The organism is Mesorhizobium sp. M0243 (assembly GCF_040321775.1).
In the GTDB taxonomy this organism is placed as follows: domain Bacteria; phylum Pseudomonadota; class Alphaproteobacteria; order Rhizobiales; family Rhizobiaceae; genus Mesorhizobium.
In genome coordinates this window covers 148,321-166,417 of the sequence record NZ_JAMYSF010000001.1, presented here as the reverse complement: position 1 = coordinate 166,417, position 18,097 = coordinate 148,321, and the positions used below count along the sequence as shown (strand labels likewise).

Below are 18,097 nucleotides of genomic sequence, written 5' to 3'. Positions count from 1 at the left end.
CGGCAGGTAATAAAAAAGAGCGGGACCGGGTGGACCCACTCTTCGTCATACCGACCAAGAATTTGAGGCTGATATAAACGATCATGGCCTGTGTTTCAAGCCCGCTATGCTGGTCGGGCAACGCCGCCATCGAGGCGGCCCGCGCCAGCGTTGCATGGGGTGCATGGCGCCTATGCGGCGACCCCCATGGGATTGGCGCCGAAACGCACCTACCTATGTTGCGCTGCACAAATGTGGCCGTGGGTCACACGTGCGCGAAAGGACATGATCATGAGCAATCGCAAGATATTTTCTGCAATAGGCGACTTCTTCACCGTATTCGGCAGCGCCGTGGCCGCTTCACGGGCCGTGGAAGCCGGTCGCAGGCCGCGCGCCGACGACCTGCGCAACCTCGGCGTCGAGCCTGCCGCCTTCGATCGCATCGGCCGCCGCTTCTAGCTTTGACGCAATTCCGGACGGAAAACCGTTTCACACTTTTCCTGGAATTGCTCTAAGACCGCGAGCCTATTTCCGAATGAAGGTAAGATAGGCCGGCCGCCGGCCCTCACGAATGGCCTTGACCTCGTAACGGGTGCCCGGCCAGCCTTCATAGGGCCGGTGCCAGTCCGCCGCCTCGCAAGCCTGCCATGCGAACGCGCCATGCGCGCGGCAATGCAGCAGGGTCCAGTTGACATAGGTGTCGATGTCGGACGCAAAGCGGAATTTTGAACCAGGCTTCAGCACACGCGCGAACCGCTCGAGATTGACCGGGCTGACGAAGCGCCGCTTCCAGTGTTTCTTCTTCGGCCAGGGATCGGGATAGAGCAGATCGATGCCGTCGAGCGAGGCTTGCGGCAGCCAGTCGAGCAGCCTTGTGGCGTCGTCGTCATAAACCCGCAAATTGCCGAGCGGTTTCTCGCGCACCGCCATCATCATCTTGGCCATGCCGTTGACGAAGGGCTCGACGCCGATAAAGCCGATCGCTGGGGCCTCGGTCGCACGATGCAGGAGATGCTCGCCACCGCCGAAGCCAATCTCGAGGCGAACCGCGCGGACATCCGTCTCAAACAAAGCGCTGAGATCAGCCGGCGGCTCGGCCGCCAGATCGAGCCGATATGTGCCGAAGCCGCTTTCCAGCGCGGCCGCCTGCTGCGGGCGCATGGTCTTGCCGCGCCGGCGACCGAAAAAGGCTTCGGTCGCGCGGCTTGGTCTGTCCTTCGGATCCATGGCGGGACTTTGCGGTGCCGCTGTCAGGCGGCGACCGCGTCCTTGAGTGCCTTGGCGAGATCGGTCTTTTCCCAGGAGAAAGACCCATCACGGCCGGCCTTGCGGCCGAAATGGCCGTAGGACGACGTCTTGGCGTAGATCGGTTTGTTGAGATCGAGGTGACGGCGGATGCCCGACGGCGACAGATCCATCACCGTGCGCAACGCGTCCTCGAGCTTTGCCTCGTCGACCTTGCCGGTACCGTGCAAGTCGACATAGACCGACAGCGGCTGAGCAACGCCGATGGCGTAGGAAAGCTGGATGGTGCAGCGGTCGGCGAGTTTCGCCGCCACGACGTTCTTGGCCAGGTAGCGCGCCGCATAGGCCGCCGAACGATCCACCTTGGTGGTGTCCTTGCCGGAGAAGGCGCCGCCGCCATGGGGTGCGGCACCACCATAGGTGTCGACGATGATCTTGCGGCCGGTCAGTCCGGCATCGCCGTCCGGCCCGCCAATGACGAACTTGCCGGTCGGATTGATGTACCACATGCAATCGTCGGCGATCTTGAGGTCGCCCAGCGCCTCTCGGATATAGGGTTCGACGACCTTGCGGACCTTCTTCGAATCCCAGCTCGCATCGAGATGCTGTGTGGACAGCACGATCTGCGTCGCCTCGGCGGCCTTGCCGTCGACATAGCGAACGGTGACTTGGCTCTTGGCATCCGGCCCGAGCTTGCCGGCTTCACCGCTGCCTTCGTGACGGGCGGCAGCCAGCAGTTCGAGGATCTTGTGGCTGTAGTAGATCGGCGCCGGCATCAGATCCGGCGTCTCGCGACAGGCGTAACCGAACATGATGCCCTGGTCGCCGGCACCCTCTTCGCCCTGACGGTCGGAGGCATTGTCGACGCCCTGGCCGATGTCAGGCGACTGGCCGTGCAGCAGAACCTCGATCTTCGCCGTTTTCCAATGAAAGCCGGCCTGCTCGTAGCCGATTTCGCGGATCGCCTTGCGGGCGACCGATTTGAACTTGGCCGGATTGACGACCGAATGCCCGGCGGCATCCTTGAGAATATTGCCGGCCTTGTCCCGCTTGAGCAACGTGTCGGGAACACGCACTTCGCCGGCGATCACGACACGGTTGGTGGTGGCCAGCGTCTCGCAGGCGACACGGACTTTCCACGGGTCCATGCCGGTCTTCTTGGCTTCGCGATACACCAGATCGACGATCTCGTCGGAAATCCGGTCACAGACTTTGTCGGGATGGCCCTCGGCAACGGATTCCGAGGTAAAGAAGTAGTTCTGCCGCGTCACGGGTGTCCCCTCTTGAAAAACGATCGGCAGGCTGCCGATTTTGGCGCGCCACGTGTTAGCGGGGCGAAGCGCCGCTCGTCAAGCGGTGCTTCGGTTCTGGCATGATGTCGATGCAGTTATCTTGTGCCACCGGCGGCAAGACGCCGCCAGTCCTGGCGTGATTGCCGATCAGTCGGGATCGTCGGTGGAGAGGGACTTGACCAGGTCTATGATCCTGCGGCGCACCTTGGCGTCCGCGATCTTGACAAAGGCCCGGTTGAGCTGGAGTCCTTCGGGACTGCCGCAGAATTCGACGGCGAAAGCCATCGACGCGTCCTCGGCAAATCCGCGGCCCGCCACGGGCTCCTGGCCGGGCGCATCCTCGAAAAAGAAGGCGACAGGCACGCCGAGTATGGACGCTATCGCCTGCAATCGGCTGGCGCCGACGCGGTTGGTGCCTTTTTCATATTTCTGAATCTGTTGAAATGTGATGCCGAGGTTTTCTCCCAGCTTTTCCTGGCTCATTCCCAGCATGTTGCGGCGAAGCCGGATGCGACTGCCAACATGGATGTCGATCGGATTCGGTTTCTTCTTGTTGTCTTCTGTCATTTTTTCCTCGCCGAATTTTTTCGGCTTTCTCTATTTTTTTCCTGCCCAAACAAAGCCGGAGGCAACTGCCCCAACAGAACGATCCACCGGCTTCGAGAAATTTTCAGGCACTTACAGTATGAGTTTCTAATGTGTGGGCTGTCAATTCACCCGTAGCCTTTGCCTTACGTTCAACAGCGCTGCCCCAACGGCAAACAGCAACATGATCAGCATTCCGTTAATGCGCCGTTGGCCGGGAGATATGAGCGCCTGTCCGGAAATCGGTATGTGGGCGTCGATGGCGCCGCGTGCGTCGATCGCAAGCGCATCGACGATGCGCCCACGCGGATCGACGACGGCCGAGATGCCGTTGTTGGCAGCACGCACCAATGGCAATCCATTTTCCACCGCACGGATCTGGGCCTGCCTGAAATGCTGATACGGACCCGGCGTGTCGCCGAACCACGCATCGTTGGTAACGTTCACAATAAGCTGCGCTGACGCAGCGTCAACTGCCACAAGATCGGGAAAGATCACCTCATAACAGATAAATGGCAGCGCACGGATGCCATCGGGCAGCGTGATGGCGTGGCGCTCATTGCCGGCCGCGAAACTCATCGGCCCGGCAACCAGTTGCTCGATGCCGAAACGCTGGAGCAGATCGGCGAAAGGCAGGTATTCGCCGAACGGCACCAGGTGAACCTTGTCGACGGCGTCAGCGATTTCACCCTTGTCGTCGATCGCCACCACGGAGTTGTAGTAACGGCTGTCGGCATTCGCGGCCGAACCGCCTTCCTCGCGAACGACGCCGGCAATCAGCATCTGGCCGGGTCCGAGCATGTCCCCCAGCGCCGTCAATGCGTCCGGACGCTCGGTGAAGAGGAACGGCACCGAGGTTTCGGGCCACAAGATCAGTTGCGGCTTTTGATGGCCTGGGTCCGGCGCCTTGGCCGAGAGCCCCATCAGGACCGCGAAGATGCGGTCGCGCACCGAGGCATCCCATTTTTCCGACAGGTCAACGGCCGGCTGGACGATGCGGACATCCAGGCTGCGTGAAGCTGGCGGTTCGGGAGCGGCAAGCCTGACATAGCCGAAGCCGACATGGGCGGCGGCGAGCACGACAAACAGTGCCGCGCCGAGGCGCAGATGCCGACGTGCCGCCAGCAGTGCCGGCAATGCGAAGACGAACACCGCGAGCGCGTTCATGCCGATCATGCCCGTCACCGAGACGCTCTGCATCAGCAGCGGCACGGGCATGGCCGCGTAGCCGACGGCATTCCAGGGAAAACCGGTGAACAGGAAATCGCGCAGCCATTCCGCCAGGCCGAAGCCGAAGGCAAGGGCGGCGATGCGGCCAATGTCGTTGCTCCACAGCAGCCGGGCAACGATTGCCGCAAAGCCGTAGAAAAAGGCGAGCATGAAAGGAATGCCGACCACCGCGAAGGGAAGCGCCCAGGCAAAACTGTCGGCCTCGACCAGCAGCGCCGAGCCGATCCACCAGAGGCCGGCGAGGAAATAGCCGAAACCGAACCACCAACCGACGGCGAAAGCCGGCCGCAGGCGCTGGAACAGGCTGCCGGAAGCTTCGCCGGTGGCGCCGTCGAGCAGCCAGACCAGCAGCGGAAACGAGACGAAACAGGCGGCGAAGAAATCGTAAGGCGCCTGCCCAAGCACGGCAAAAGCGCCTGCGAGAAACGCCACGAGCGCACGCCGCCAACCCCAAAGCAGAATTATCCGGCCGGTGAGGCGCTCCATGCATACTTCCGAGTCGCGAATCAGGACACAAGATTTAACAGGCTGCGCTCCGCGCTCCAAACGGCGGATGGGCTGGCTGAGATGCACAGCTTCGGCCCTGCCCTACCGGTGCCAACCCTCGATTTGGACGCCGCCCAGCCGCTCGGCCTCCTCGCGCGGAACCGAACGGATGGTCTGCGTGAAGGTCCAGACATGGCCTTCGGGGTCGCGTGCACGATACTGGCGCTCGCCGTAGAACTGATCCGCCGGCTCCTGGATTATATCAGCGTCGACCGCCCGCGCCTGCTCGCAATGCGCATCCAGGCCGCGCTTCAGCCTGACATAGATCGACTGCGTGTTCTTGCCCAAGACCGAAGCCGGGCTGGCAACATAATCGCTCCATTCGGAATCTACGATGATGTAGCTGTCGCCGAATCGCATCTCTGCATGGACGAGTTTCCCTCGGCATCGCTGACCACCATGCTGCGCGCGAAGCCTAAGGCTGCTTCCAGCCAGTCCAGCGCGGCACGAGGGTCCTTATAGAAAACACCGGACCCCAGACTTGGATGCTTGAAGGGGTCCTCGACCGCCATCCCTAAGCGCCTGGATTCTGGTTTTGCCGCATGATGTTCATTCGAAAAGTCTGCAACTTTTCGGCATCATGCTTAAGCCCTGGTTTTGCCGCATGATGTTCATCCAAAAAGTCTGCAACTTTTCGGCATCATGCTTACGCCTGTTCGGTGCGCGCGGTGGCGCGCCGGCGGCGCTCACCCTTCTGGCTCTGCACGATGCGCACGCGCTTGACGCGGCGCGGATCGGCGTCGAGGACGTGGAACTCGAAGCCGGGTATGGCCTGCACCACCTCGCCGCGGGCCGGAACACGGCCAAGCGTGTTGAAAATCATGCCGCCGATCGTGTCGACATATTCGCCATGTTCACCGGCGGCGAAATCCCCGCCGATCATCTTGGCGACGTCGTCGATCTCGGCCTTGCCGTCGACGATGAACACGCCGTCGCCGCTCTGGGTGATCATCGGCTCGTCGTCGTCATGCTCGTCCTCGATGTCGCCGACCACCATCTCGACGATGTCTTCCAGCGAGGCGAGGCCGTCGGTGCCGCCATATTCGTCGATGACCAGCGCCATCTGGGTGCGCGTCGTCTGCATGCGGCCCATCAGGTCGGAGGCAAGCATCGACGGCGGCACGAACAGCACCGGGCGGATCAGATTGAGGTCGCCAATGGTGCGTGCGAGGTCGACCTGGGCAAGATCGAGAACCGTGGCAGCGGGGGTTTTCCTGGTCGTGCGGCCCTTCTTGACGCGCGCGATCTTGGTGATGTGGGCCAGCACGTCACGGATATGGACCATGCCGCGCGGATCATCGAGCGTCTCGGAATAGACCGGCATGCGCGAATGGCCGGATTGTTCGAAAGTGCCCAGGAGATCGCCGAGCGTCGTCGTGATTTCGACCCCCTGAATGTCGGCGCGCGGTACCATGACGTCCTCGACGCGCACTTCGCGCAGCCGCAGGATGTTGTTGAGCATGGCGCGTTCGCCGGGCGAGAAGGCGCCGGCATCGCTCGTCGTCTCGGCTAGCGCGCCGGCAATTTCCTCACGCAGGCTGGTTCCGTTGCGTTGCCTGAACAGGCCCAGAACGCGGTCGAACAGTGAGGGACCGGCAGGCAACGTCTCGCTGGCAGCGCTGCCAGCACCGGCAGCAGCAGAGGTACTGCTAGCGCCAGACGTAACGGTACTCGGACTTGATCCCTCTTCCGACGTGTCGGAAGCCTTGTTCGCACTGCCGGCGTCGGGGCGGGCGGCAGTCTCTGGTTTGTCGTTCATCGTCGTCCGGTCAATTGATCAGATGTAGTTACGCGTAGGGGTCGGGAATGGCAAGCCTTGCAAGCGCCGCGCGTTCGACGGCTTCCATCGCCTCGGCCTCGGCCTCGGTCTCGTGATCGTAGCCCAGCAAATGCAGCAGGCCGTGGATGACGAGATGGGTGATATGGTTCTCGACCGGCTTGTCTTCCAGTGCCGCTTCATGGGCGACCGTTTCGGCGGCCAGCACGATGTCGCCCAGCATCGGCGGCAACGGACCGCCTTGCGCAAACGGAAAAGCCGGGAAAGACAAGACGTTGGTCGGCTTGTCCTTGCCGCGCCAGCCGGCATTGAGGAGCTGGACATGGGCGTCGTCGGTAAAAACGAGGCTGAGTTCGGAACGGCCCGCCACGCCGGTTTCGGCAAAAGCCGCCTTGACCGCGCCATCGACCAGCCGCGTCAGGCTTACCTCGTCGGGCCAGTTGCCCGCCTCAACCGATATGTCGATGTCGACGGGAACATTCCCGTCGCCGGATATTATGTCCTCAGGCATGAAGCCGCATCGTCAACATCAATTCTCGGCGCCGAGGCCGCGCGCCAGCTTGGCGTCCCGGTCGTAGGCCCTGACGATTTCCGCCACCAGTGGATGGCGGACCACATCGCCGTCGTTGAAGCGCACGGTGACCGCGCCCGCCACACCGTCCAGCACGCGCAAGGCTTCGACCAGGCCCGATTTGGTGTTGGAGGGAAGGTCGATCTGGGTCGGGTCGCCGGTGACGATCATGCGCGAATTTTCGCCCAGACGCGTCAGGAACATCTTCATCTGCATCGGCGTGGTGTTCTGCGCCTCGTCGAGGATGACGGCGGCATGCGCCAGCGTGCGGCCGCGCATGAAGGCGAGCGGCGCGATCTCGATCACTTCGGCGGCAATGGCGCGCTCAACCTTGTCGGCGGGCATCATGTCGTAGAGCGCATCATAGAGCGGCCGCAGATAGGGATCGACCTTCTCCTTCATGTCGCCGGGCAGGAAGCCCAGCCGTTCGCCGGCCTCGACCGCAGGCCGCGAGAGAATGATGCGCTCGACCATGCCGCGCTCGAGCAGCATCGCCGCATGCGCCACCGCCAGATAGGTCTTGCCGGTGCCGGCCGGGCCGATGCCGAACACCAGTTCCGACCGTTCCAGCGCCCGCATATAGGCGTCCTGGTTGAGTGAACGGGCATAGATCGTCTTCTTGCGGGTGGCGATCTGGGCGGCGGAAACCTTGCCCTTACGCTCCAGCGTCGGCAGGGTCAGCTGATCGTCGGCGGCAATCGCCATGCGCACGGCGCCATCGACGTCGGACTGGCCGATATCGACGCCCTTCTGGAGAATGCCGTAGAGATTGTCGAGCGCGCGGCGCGCCTGCTCGGCGGCCGACGCCGAACCCTTGATGGTCAGCTGGTTGCCGCGTGAGCGGATGTCGACGCCAAGCTTCTGCTCCAGCCTGGCGAGGTTTTCGTCGAACTGACCATAAAGGGCGCTGGCAAGCTTGTTGTTGTCGAAAGTCAGAACGATGTGCGCCATGTCAGAAGCCCCAGATGCCGGTACCGGGGGCAGGTTCTTCAGCTCTGCTGCGCTCAACCGTCTCTCCTCATCTGCCGAGACCCTCAGGCCAATTCGGCGAACAGGCTATTGTAGCCCGTCTTCGTGATTCGCACCTGGATAATGTCACCGATTTCGCCGGCCTTTTCATCAACAATAACCGGCTGCAGCCAAGGTGAGCGGCCAACCTTCTGGCCGGCCTGACGGCCGGGCTTCTCGATCAGCGTGCCGATGGTGCTTCCAACGAGGCTCAAGCCGAAATCCTGCTGCTGCTTCACAAGCAGAGCCTGCAGCCGCTGCAAGCGCTCGTCCTTGACCGTTTCGGGCACATGATCGGACATTTCGGCGCCCGGCGTGCCGGGGCGCGGCGAATATTTGAACGAGAAGGCCGAGGCGTAATTCACCTGACGCACCAACTCCATCGTCGCCTCGAAATCCGCTTCTGTCTCGCCGGGGAAGCCAACGATGAAGTCGCCGGAGAGCGCGATGTCAGGCCGCGCGGCACGGATACGGTCGAGCAGCGCCAGATAATCCCTCGCCGTGTGCCGGCGATTCATCGCCTTGAGGATGCGGTCGGAGCCGGATTGCACCGGAAGATGCAGATAGGGCATCAACGCCGGCAGATCGCGATGGGCCGCTATCAGTTCGTCATCCATGTCGCGCGGGTGGCTGGTGGTGTAGCGCAGACGCGCCAGCCCGGGGATTTCGGCCAGCCTGAAGAGCAGGCGGCCAAGGCCCCACTCCTCGGTCTTGCCCCCTTTGGCCTCGCCCCGGCCATGCCAGGCATTGACGTTCTGGCCAAGCAGCGTCACTTCGCGCACGCCGGCTTCGGCCAGGCGCTCAGCCTCCGCGACAATCTGCGCCACCGGCCGGGAGACTTCGGAGCCCCTTGTGTAGGGCACAACGCAGAAGGTGCAGAACTTGTCGCAGCCTTCCTGCACGGTGAGGAAGGCGGTGACGCCGCGCTTGATGACCTCGGCGCGCTTGGGCTGCGGCAGATGCTCGAACTTGTCCTCGATGGCGTAGTCGGTCTCGACGATCTTTTCGCCGCCGCGCACCCGCGCCAGCACGTCCGGGAGCCGGTGATAGGTCTGCGGACCGATGACCAGGTCGACGGCAGGCGAACGGCGGATGATCTCGGCGCCTTCGGCCTGCGCCACGCAGCCGGCGACGCCGACCAGCATCTCACGGCCGGCCAGGGCACGCTCGGCTTTCATGTCGCGGATACGGCCGAGCTCGGAATAGACCTTTTCGGCCGCCTTCTCCCTGATATGACAGGTGTTCAGCAACACCAGGTCGGCCTCGCCAATGGCATCGGTCGCGGAATAGCCGTCGGCAGCCAGCGCATCGGCCATACGCTGTGAATCATAGACATTCATCTGGCAGCCATAGGTCTTGATGAAGACTTTTCTCGCTGCCGCGGGAAGCACCGCCGGCTGTCCAGCCGTAGTGCCGATGTCGTCGCTTTCTATCGTGTTCAAGTCCATAAGGCGGCTTCTAACGCCTTTCCGTGACAAAAAACAGACGATTCTCGGCGCGCCAGCAAGGGCATGCCGGAGCTACCGGCTCGGCCGCGGGTCGGCAAGCGCCGCCTGCATCATCTCACGCACCTGGCTTTCCATCAGTTTCGACGTCTCCTTGCGGTTCGAACCCTTGGAAAAGGCGATTGCCTCGCCGAAATGCACCTCGACGTCGAGCGCGCCCTCAGCGAGCAATACCTTGAGATGCGGCATCAGATCCTCATCGCCGATCCAGGCGGCAAGCGGGCGATGCCGGCGGCCGAGCGGCACGCCGTGCAGACGCGTATAGGCGATCGCCACCGGCTGGATGAACACCTGTTCCGCCGCGCCTTCGGAAATCGCCATCGAGGCGGCGCCGAACAGCGTGCTCTTGAACGGCAGGACCATATTGCCGTCGCCGGTCGAGCCCTCGGCAAACAGCACCATCGCATCGCCCTTGGCCATGCGGCTGGCAATCTCGCTTGCCTGGTCGCCCGACGATCGCTTGCGCTCGCGCTCGATGAACACGGTGCGCTGCAGCTTCGACAGCATGCCGATCAGCGGCCAGCCTTCCATATCCGCCCTGGCGATGAACTTTACGTCGGCAAAAGAGCCGAGCACCATGATGTCGGTCCAGGAGATGTGATTGGACGCAACCAGCAGCGGGCGCTTGTCGGACAGCGTTCCCTTGACATGGATGCGCATGCCGAGCGCCCTGACGATCAGCCTGTGCCAGATCTTGAGGATGAAGGTTTCCGGCCACCAGCCGGTCTTCATCGACAGGATCTGTAACGGCACGAGGACCAGCGAACCGGCGACAACGAGGCCCAGCGCCAGGAAAATCCTGATTTTCTTGATCATCGCCTCATCCCGGCCGTGTCGCTAGCGAAGATCGCGGCGCATGACAAGCGCGCCGGTCGGTCCGTGTTCGGCCGATCTGTAGTAATTCGGCCGCTTGCCGACCTCATGGAAGCCCAGCCGACGATAAAGCGCGATCGCCGCGACATTGGTCTCATCGACCTCGAGGAACAGCGCTTCGGCGCGCTGCGCGTGCAGTTCGCGCAACACCGCGTCCATCAATTGCCAGCCCAACCCCTGGCGACGATGCGATCGCGCCACCGCGACGGTCAGGATCTCGCCCTCGCCTGCCGCAAGCCTCGCCAGCACGAAGCCGACGGGCGGCTTGGAGCCCTGCCCGGTTTCGCGCGCGGCATAGCCGAACACGGTGTCCTGTTCGAGCAGGGCGGCGAATTCGCCATCGGTCCAGGGGCGGACAAAGTCCTCGCGATGCAGCAGCGAGACCGCCGGACTGTCGGCGATCCTCAGCGGCTCGAGCGCGTAGTCCCGGCGGCGTGGTTGGAGAAAAGGTATGCGCATTTATCTTTCTTGCCTTGATAGAATAAAGCCAGCCTGCGGCTTGGCGTCGGCGCCGCGCATATAGAGTGGTTTCGGCCGTTCGCCTGCGCCCTTGGCGGCAGCCAGGCGGGCGTAGGTGACAATGTCGGCGGTGGCTGTCCGAGGGCCGACATCAAATTCGCGCCCGGCCGATGCGCTGATGAGCGCTGCCGCGGTGCCGGCAAGCACCGGAGACGTTTCCATCGCCATGGCCACCACGTCAGCCAGCGTGGCCACGGCCGGACCGTAAGCCAAGGCTGACGTTTCGTCGTAAAAGGCGGCGTGGATCTCCTCACGGCCGGCATCGAGCGCCGCCAGCACGGCGCGACCGGGAAATGCGGCTGCTGCTTCGGCGGCCAGCGCCTCCAGGGTCTTCACCCCGATCGCCGGTATCTTCAGCGCCAGCGCCAGGCCACGCGCGGTCGAGACGCCGACCCGCAGACCGGTGAAGGAACCGGGGCCGACAGAGACGGCAATGGCGCCAAGACCGGCATAGTCGGTTGCGCTTGCCTCCAGCGCTTCGGCTGTGACCGCCATCAGGTGCTCGGCATGGCCCTTGCCGAGATCGAGCACCGAGCGGCCAAGCTCCCGCTTCGCCACAGCATCATAGACGCAAGCGGCGCAAAGGTTGGCGGCACAGTCGATGGCAAGCAATTTCATGAGGCAACCGGTTCGAAAAACAATTCCCTGTGCCCGCCACGGCCCGCCACCGCAAGGGGATAGTGCATAATTCGTTAAACGGCTTCGCTGGTAGACTATGCGGCCTGTTCGATGCGCAGCATGTGGTTGTCCCAGACATAGTCCGGTTCGGAGCGTGTCGCGCCGCTGCCCTCGACGATCTCGCCGGCGCCGGTGGTGGCCATGAAGCCGGTTCCATCGGGGGCCACGCCGCAGACCTCGACCAACGCGCTGTTCGCAACGACCCGGCCGCTGGCCGCATCGATCACGACAAGCGAGTTGCCTTCCGGCGAGGAAACGGCGACGGTTCCGGCAGCCCGATTGGCCGCGACCGAGCCTATGTAGTTGCGGAAGCCGGACAAAACGTCCTGCGGCATGTCGAGCAACTGCAGATCCTTGCCGCGCGCGGCGCGACCGACCAGCAATGGACGATCGCTGCCCGGTCCCCGGTACTGGCAGCCGAACCAGACGGTTCCGGCCGGATCGGTGTCCATGTGGCGGATCGACAGCTGATGCAGTGCGGCCGGCAATTCGTGTTTCTCGATGACATAGCCGGTGACGCGGTCGATCAGCACATAGGACGGCTTCATGGTGGCGATGTTGAGCTCGGCGCGGCCGTAGTCCGGATGAGTCTCGATGCCGCCATTTGCAACCGCAATCGTCCTGCCGTCGCCCAGGAGCAGAAGCTCGTGCGGACCCATGCCATAGGTCGGGAACTCACTGATGCGGCTGAATTTCGCCCGCGCATCATAGACGCCGACGACGCCGGCGGCGTTGTCGAAGTCGTTTTCGGTGGCATAGAGCAGCGCACCGTCGGCCGAAAACACGCCATGGCCGAAGAAATGCCGGCCGGCGATGCTGGCGATCGTCAGCGGCGCGTCACGGCCCGAGTGATCGAAAACCACGGCGAAGGTGCCGGGCTGACGCGCGAAGACCACCGAGCGTTTCGATATGGGATCGAAGGTGACATCGTGGCCGCGATCGGGCAGGTCGATCGCATGCAGGACCTTGCCGGCCTCGGACAGGACGGCAGCGCCAAAGCTGCCGTCGCGTTTGACGAAAGCCGTGGCGAAGACGGCGTCGGCCGCAAGCGTCTTTGCCCAGGCCGACGGCGCCATCGCCGCGGCAAAGCCGATACCCGCAGCCCTCAGGAAATCGCGGCGATCGATGAGGGAGGTTTTCAAGAGACTATCCTCCCCTGCACTGGCTCGCTCCAGGACACGGTGATTATTACGGATCGGAGCTGACGCTTGGCACCTACCGATTCTTGGAATGATCCATCGCAGACATTGGAAGTTAGCCGAAGCCTCCGGAACTTCGTCATCCACGGGCGGAGCAGGAGCGAAGCTCCGTCGCGGAGACCCGAGGATGACGAAGCTATGGGCGTTTCGGCCAATCTCAAGGTCATGCTCAGTCCCCATCCAGCGACGAGAAGCCTGCGGTCAGGCCGAATTCGGCGGTCAACCTGGTGCCGATCAAGGTCGACAGGCTGGAGGTGATCAGCGCGAAATGATCGAGCTTGTCGCGCAGCGCCGGATCGGCAAGCGTCTTGTCGATTGGACCACTGACCGCCTTGGCGGTGGCGACACCGTTGACCAGCTGGATATGGATCGATTCGGCCATCCAGCGCGCATCGGCCGGCAGAGCGTCACCAAGTTTCGAGGCCTGGAACAGCGTATCGATGCCGGAGAGATTGCCGGCCAGTGACGCGGTGGTGTTTTGCGAGCGCCAGTAGATTGCCTGTTTCGGCTTGTCCGCATCCGGCTTGCCACCGAAAAACCCTTTCAGGCGCACGTCGCGGACCATTTCCAGCTCATTGATGAAGACGCCGACCAGTTCGGTCACCGCTTCATTGCCGTCGCGGTAGAGCGGGTTCTGCGGCCCCGGATTGGCCCAAAGGGCGGCAAAGCCGCCCGGCTTGTTCCAGGCGGCGCTGACCTCGCCGGCCATGGTTTCGATGTTGCCGGCAACAGCAGTGCCATAAGCGCAGCGGTAGGGATCATCCTTGCCGGCAAGTGCATCGGCGCCGTCGCCGTAAAGAACGAATTCGAGCGCGCCCAGCCCCTGCATGGCAACGCTCTTGCCGGCCAGTTGTGCCGGATCGGTCGCGGTCGGATCCTTGGCGGACAGCGCCGCCTGTACCTGTTTCAGGCCGATGCTCTTGCGATCCGGCCAGAACAGCATGCGTTCCAGCCGGTTGTTCTCCTTGATCGGTCCGAAGCCGATGATTTCGGCTGACGACCAGGCATAGACGGTGGCGGAGAATTCGGCGCGTGCGGCATCGAGTTCTCCTTGCGAGGGCGCTTCGCAGAGCTTGTGCATCGCTTTCGTCAAGGCTTCCGCATGCTGATGCAGGCCGGCATAGGCCGGGCGGACGAAGCCATCGATCGCGCGCTGGATGATATCGGAGGCTTTGACCGCCGCCGACGCAGGGACAACGCCCAGCAGAGCCAGCGGAAGAACGAGAAACAATGCAGAACGCTTGAACATCACAGTGACTCCAGGAATTTGAGCAGCGCATTGCGGTCGGCCGCATTGGCTGCGGCAAAGCGGTCGCGCGCTTTCTGTGCCTCGCCGCCATGCCACAGGATCGCCTCGGTCAGGCTGCGCGCGCGCCCGTCATGCAGGAAGAAGGAATTGCCGTTGACCGTCTCGGTCAGGCCGATGCCCCACAGTGGCGGCGTGCGCCATTCATTGCCCGTCGCATCTCCCACGGCCTGGCCATCGGCCAGATCTGGCCCCATGTCGTGCAGCAGGAAGTCGGAATAGGGCCAGATCAGCTGGAAGGCCTGCGCTTTGTTGGGCGTGTCGCGGCGCGTGACAAATTTCGATGTGTGGCAGGCAATGCAGCCCATCTCATAGAAGACCTTCTTGCCTTTGAGAACTTGTGGGGCGTCGAGATCCCGGCGCGCCGGCACGGCCAGGTTCTGCGAATAGAAGGTGACGAGATCCATCACCGGCGGCGGCGCCTCGACCGGGCCAAGACGCTGCTGCACGCCGTTCGGCATGGCGAGGCATTTTGCCTCCGCAGCAGTGCAATCGCCCCAATGCTTCGGCTCTTCGGGCGTCGAGATGCCGATGTCGCCGGCAAAGGCATCCGCTGCCTGCTGGCGGATCGACGCGGTCTGCGCCTTCCAGCCGAAGCGGCCGAGCGTCAGTTCCCCGCTCAAGCCATCGCGCACGATGTTCGGCCTGCCGGAAATGCCGTCGCCGTCCCTGTCGTCCGGATCGGCGTGGGCGAGAATATCAGCCGGCGCGATCTGTTCGATCAGGCCCAGGCCGATCATCGGCGGCGTCAGGCGCGGCGACAGCGTGGTGCGTGGGTCAAGCGGCCCGTAGCCAAGGCCGTCAACCGAATAGCTCGGTTTGCGCAAGGAGATCACTGTGCCGTCCGTCAGCTCCACCTTACGTTCCTGATAGTCGATGTGCATCCTGCCTTCACCGGGCAGGCCGGGCACGGCGAGCTCCTGCAATTGCCTGCCATAGACCGGGTCGGGGAAGTTAGGCACCTCGTGGTCGGCAAGCGCCTCCCTCTCTTGCGCGCTGCTGGCGTCGCGGGCCAGCCGAAGGAACATCGACGTGGTGCCGGCGTCGCCTTGCGGCGGGCGGCCGCGGCCATCCTTCAGATGGCAGTTCTGGCAGGCGCGTTCGTTGAACAGCGGGCCGAGCCCGTCCGAAGCCTGCGTCGAGGATGGCGACGAGACCCAATTCTTGCGGAAAAGGGCATTGCCGAGCTTGAAGTCGCCCTCTTCCTCGAAGGTGATGTTGGCCGAGGATTGCGAGAAGGAATCGCGGCTGACGTCCTTTCGGGACGTGCCGGCGCCACCTTGCATCAGTTCGAACTGCTCTGGCCTGGAAAAATCCGTGGTCGGCCTGGTGACGGCGATGACGCGCGCCTGATCCTTCGCATTGAGGTCGGTGCGCGTGACGGCGAGGCCGGCTGGCTGAATATCACCCGCCATCGCCGAAGAGGTGAGTGCCAACACGAGCATGACATAGTGCCGACGCGCCAATCCGGCTGACGTCTTTGGAAGGGACGGCGAGCCATCGGCCCGCCGCGAGCGGCGCACGAATTCTAGCAGGCGCCGCATTCCCGCATGCCCTTACTCCGCCTCGTCCGCCGATGCGGCGTTGAGCTGGCCGTATTTCTCCTCGCCGATCGAGGCAAGCAGGTCGAGTTGCGTCTCGAGAAAGTCGATGTGGCCCTCCTCGTCGGCGAGCAATTCCTCGAACAGCTTCATCGTCACGTAGTCGCCGGCGTCGTTGCAGATTTCGCGCGAACGCTTGTAAGCGGTACGTGCGTCATATTCGCCGGCAAGGTCGGATTCGAGCACTTCCTTGACGTTCTGCCCGATGCGCAGCGGCGCCACGGACTGCAGGTTCGGATGGCCTTCGAGGAAGATGATGCGGGCGACGAGCTTGTCGGCATGGTGCATCTCCTCGATCGATTCCGCCCGCTCCTTCTTTGCCAGCTTGGCGTATCCCCAGTCCTCAAGCAGACGGAAATGCACCCAGTACTGATTGACGGCCCCGAGTTCCAGAAAAAGGGCCTCGTTAAGCCGCTCGATGATCTGCGGATCGCCTTTCATGAATTCTGCTCCCGTATTGGACGCGCAGGCCTCTGACGCGATCCAGGTGTGAAACGACATCCACGCCGCTCGCCTCCGAGCGGGCGTGGTAATTTTCGGTGACCCGAATGATCGTTTCCACCACATTTGGGAAGCAGCCGCAACAGCGACCGCGCTTTTGCATGGCATGATAGATCTTCGCCGGCACGATCAGCTGCCAGGGATCCTGGTCCAGCAGCCCGACGATCGTCTGCTCGATCTCCTTCTCGGTGATGATATTGCAATGACAAATCAGCATTGGCTTGCTCGGCTGGCTGACGGCGTCTCCCGCGCCGTGTGGCTTGATTTTCTAGCGGAGGCCGTTCCAGAGCCGGTTTTCCGGCTCCCGGATCAGTCACCTGTCTTTCGACCCTTACTTGAACACCTTGTCCGGCGCGTCGAGGCTATCGGACCCTTCGAAGGCGATGGTGCTGAGCTTCAAGGAGCCGACGGCGCGCTCAATCGACTTGGTCTGATCGATCAGCGCATCGATCGCCGCCTGCACGGTGGCGTTGCCCTCAATGTTGCCCTCGGCGATCTGCTGGTCATAGGCCTCGCCGGCCAGTGCACGCGCCTTGATCGCCTCCATCTTGGCGACCGAAACATCGAGCTTGTCAGACAGTTCCTTGTCGATCGCCGGATCGGCCGCCTTCACCATATCGGCCACCGAGGGACCCGAAACGACGGTGCCGTCGAGACGCGTGTAGCTCGCATGATAGGCCGCGCGAATGCCGATGGCGTCGTAGAGATGCGAATTGTACGTGTTGTCGGAGAAGCAATCGTGCTCCTCTTCCGGATCATGCAGCAGCAGGCCGAGCTTCATGCGCTCGCCGGCCAGTTCGCCGTAGGACAGCGAGCCCATGCCGGTGAAGATGGTCGAGATCGCCGTGTTCGGCTCGCCATCGACGAGAGCCTTGCGGGCGGCGCCGTCTTCCTTCCAGTTGCCGACCATCTCCTGAAGATCCGAAACCAGAAGGTCGCTGGCCGATTTCAGATACTCGGCGCGGCGATCGCAATTGCCGCCGGTGCAGTTCTGGAGGTCGTAGTCGGTATAGGGGCGCTCGCCGGCACCCGGCCCGGTGCCATGCAGGTCCTGGCCCCAGAGCAGGAATTCGATGGCGTGGTAGCCGGTGGCGACATTGGCCTCGATGCCGCCGGCTCCCTGCAGCGTGCCGGAGAGGAATTCCGGCGAAAGCTTCGATGCATCGACCTTCTTGCCGTTGATCTCGATCTCCTTGTTGGCGATCACATTGGCCGTGTAGAGCGCATTCGCGTCCGATTCGGTGCCGTAGCTCTTGGCGATGTAGTCGATCAAACCTTCATCCAGCGGCCAGGAATTCACCTTGCCTTCCCAGTCGTCGACGATCTTGCTGCCGAAGCGGTAGACCTCGGTCTGCTGGTAGGGAACGCGCGATGCCTTCCAGGCGTCACGGGCAGCGTTGAGGGTTTCCGCCGATGGCGTGGCGAGCAGCGCGTCGACCGCCTTGTCGAGCGCCTGCGCGGTGGTCAGCGAATCCTCATATTTGGCGAGCGCGATGTCGGAATAGGTCTTGATGACGGCCTTTGCATCGGTTTCCGCCTTTGCCGGCAACACGAATACCGCCGCCGTCAGCAGGGCAGTGGCGCCGATCGCCGCAAGCCTGCTGCCATATCGTGCTGTCATAATCACTCTCCAGTTTCTCGGAAATTCTGTAAACGGCGCGCACAGCAACCGGCGCCAGGCC

At 63.0% G+C, this 18,097-nt stretch carries 19 protein-coding genes; 1 reads left to right on the top strand and 18 read right to left on the bottom strand.

Annotation, left to right across the window (positions count from 1 at the left end; all coding sequences use genetic code 11):
* The first annotated feature begins 270 nt into the window (after positions 1-270).
* On the top strand, positions 271-438 hold the full coding sequence (locus NKJ11_RS00770; protein ID WP_013527898.1) for a hypothetical protein: 168 nt from the start codon (positions 271-273) through the stop codon (positions 436-438).
* Between the two features lie 66 nt (positions 439-504).
* Here NKJ11_RS00770 and trmB read toward each other — a convergent pair whose 3' ends face one another.
* The 18 genes from trmB to NKJ11_RS00680 all read right to left on the bottom strand — a co-directional run bounded on the left by trmB (position 505) and on the right by NKJ11_RS00680 (position 18,036).
* Entirely contained in the window at positions 505-1,206 is a 702-nt protein-coding gene (trmB, locus tag NKJ11_RS00765; protein ID WP_023811408.1) for a tRNA (guanine(46)-N(7))-methyltransferase TrmB, read from the bottom strand.
* 23 nt (positions 1,207-1,229) lie between these two features.
* A complete protein-coding gene (gene metK, locus NKJ11_RS00760; protein ID WP_023811409.1) occupies positions 1,230-2,495 on the bottom strand; it encodes a methionine adenosyltransferase in 1,266 nt (421 codons plus the stop codon).
* 168 nt (positions 2,496-2,663) lie between these two features.
* Positions 2,664-3,083 (bottom strand): helix-turn-helix domain-containing protein, encoded by a 420-nt coding sequence (locus NKJ11_RS00755; RefSeq protein ID WP_023811410.1) that lies wholly within the window; start codon positions 3,081-3,083, stop codon positions 2,664-2,666.
* Between the two features lie 141 nt (positions 3,084-3,224).
* Positions 3,225-4,817 carry an apolipoprotein N-acyltransferase gene (gene lnt, locus NKJ11_RS00750; protein ID WP_128304329.1) on the bottom strand — a complete coding sequence of 531 codons (1,593 nt, stop codon included), beginning with the start codon at positions 4,815-4,817 and terminating at the stop codon, positions 3,225-3,227.
* 102 nt (positions 4,818-4,919) lie between these two features.
* Entirely contained in the window at positions 4,920-5,237 is a 318-nt protein-coding gene (locus tag NKJ11_RS00745) for a VOC family protein (protein WP_245273216.1), read from the bottom strand.
* Between the two features lie 286 nt (positions 5,238-5,523).
* A complete protein-coding gene (locus tag NKJ11_RS00740; protein WP_023811412.1) occupies positions 5,524-6,636 on the bottom strand; it encodes a hemolysin family protein in 1,113 nt (370 codons plus the stop codon).
* A gap of 28 nt (positions 6,637-6,664) precedes the next feature.
* Positions 6,665-7,165, bottom strand: a complete 501-nt coding sequence (gene ybeY, locus NKJ11_RS00735) for an rRNA maturation RNase YbeY (protein ID WP_023811413.1) — start codon at positions 7,163-7,165, stop codon at positions 6,665-6,667.
* 18 nt (positions 7,166-7,183) lie between these two features.
* On the bottom strand, positions 7,184-8,176 hold the full coding sequence (locus NKJ11_RS00730) for a PhoH family protein (RefSeq protein WP_023758127.1): 993 nt from the start codon (positions 8,174-8,176) through the stop codon (positions 7,184-7,186).
* Positions 8,177-8,259: 83 nt separating this feature from the next.
* Positions 8,260-9,681: a tRNA (N6-isopentenyl adenosine(37)-C2)-methylthiotransferase MiaB gene (miaB, locus tag NKJ11_RS00725; RefSeq protein WP_352792504.1), complete on the bottom strand. Its 1,422-nt coding sequence runs from the start codon at positions 9,679-9,681 to the stop codon at positions 8,260-8,262.
* A 72-nt stretch (positions 9,682-9,753) separates the two neighbouring features.
* Positions 9,754-10,554: a lyso-ornithine lipid O-acyltransferase gene (gene olsA, locus NKJ11_RS00720; RefSeq protein ID WP_023811415.1), complete on the bottom strand. Its 801-nt coding sequence runs from the start codon at positions 10,552-10,554 to the stop codon at positions 9,754-9,756.
* 21 nt (positions 10,555-10,575) lie between these two features.
* Positions 10,576-11,070: a ribosomal protein S18-alanine N-acetyltransferase gene (rimI, locus tag NKJ11_RS00715; RefSeq protein ID WP_023811416.1), complete on the bottom strand. Its 495-nt coding sequence runs from the start codon at positions 11,068-11,070 to the stop codon at positions 10,576-10,578.
* Entirely contained in the window at positions 11,071-11,748 is a 678-nt protein-coding gene (gene tsaB / locus NKJ11_RS00710; RefSeq protein ID WP_352792502.1) for a tRNA (adenosine(37)-N6)-threonylcarbamoyltransferase complex dimerization subunit type 1 TsaB, read from the bottom strand.
* Between the two features lie 95 nt (positions 11,749-11,843).
* The gene (locus NKJ11_RS00705) at positions 11,844-12,950 is read right to left on the bottom strand and encodes a DUF1513 domain-containing protein (RefSeq protein WP_352792500.1); all 1,107 of its coding nucleotides are present in this window, start codon (positions 12,948-12,950) and stop codon (positions 11,844-11,846) included.
* A 226-nt stretch (positions 12,951-13,176) separates the two neighbouring features.
* Positions 13,177-14,256, bottom strand: a complete 1,080-nt coding sequence (locus NKJ11_RS00700; RefSeq protein WP_352610755.1) for an imelysin family protein — start codon at positions 14,254-14,256, stop codon at positions 13,177-13,179.
* Positions 14,256-15,857, bottom strand: a complete 1,602-nt coding sequence (locus NKJ11_RS00695) for a di-heme oxidoreductase family protein (protein ID WP_352554672.1) — start codon at positions 15,855-15,857, stop codon at positions 14,256-14,258. Before NKJ11_RS00695 ends, NKJ11_RS00700 begins: the two co-directional genes overlap by 1 nt.
* Positions 15,858-15,869: 12 nt before the next feature.
* Positions 15,870-16,355, bottom strand: a complete 486-nt coding sequence (gene bfr, locus NKJ11_RS00690) for a bacterioferritin (protein ID WP_013527914.1) — start codon at positions 16,353-16,355, stop codon at positions 15,870-15,872.
* Complete coding sequence (locus NKJ11_RS00685; RefSeq protein WP_023811421.1) at positions 16,321-16,632, bottom strand: (2Fe-2S)-binding protein; 312 nt, start codon at positions 16,630-16,632, stop codon at positions 16,321-16,323. Before NKJ11_RS00685 ends, bfr begins: the two co-directional genes overlap by 35 nt.
* Positions 16,633-16,746: 114 nt before the next feature.
* On the bottom strand, positions 16,747-18,036 hold the full coding sequence (locus NKJ11_RS00680; RefSeq protein WP_352631029.1) for an imelysin family protein: 1,290 nt from the start codon (positions 18,034-18,036) through the stop codon (positions 16,747-16,749).
* Positions 18,037-18,097: the final 61 nt, after the last annotated feature.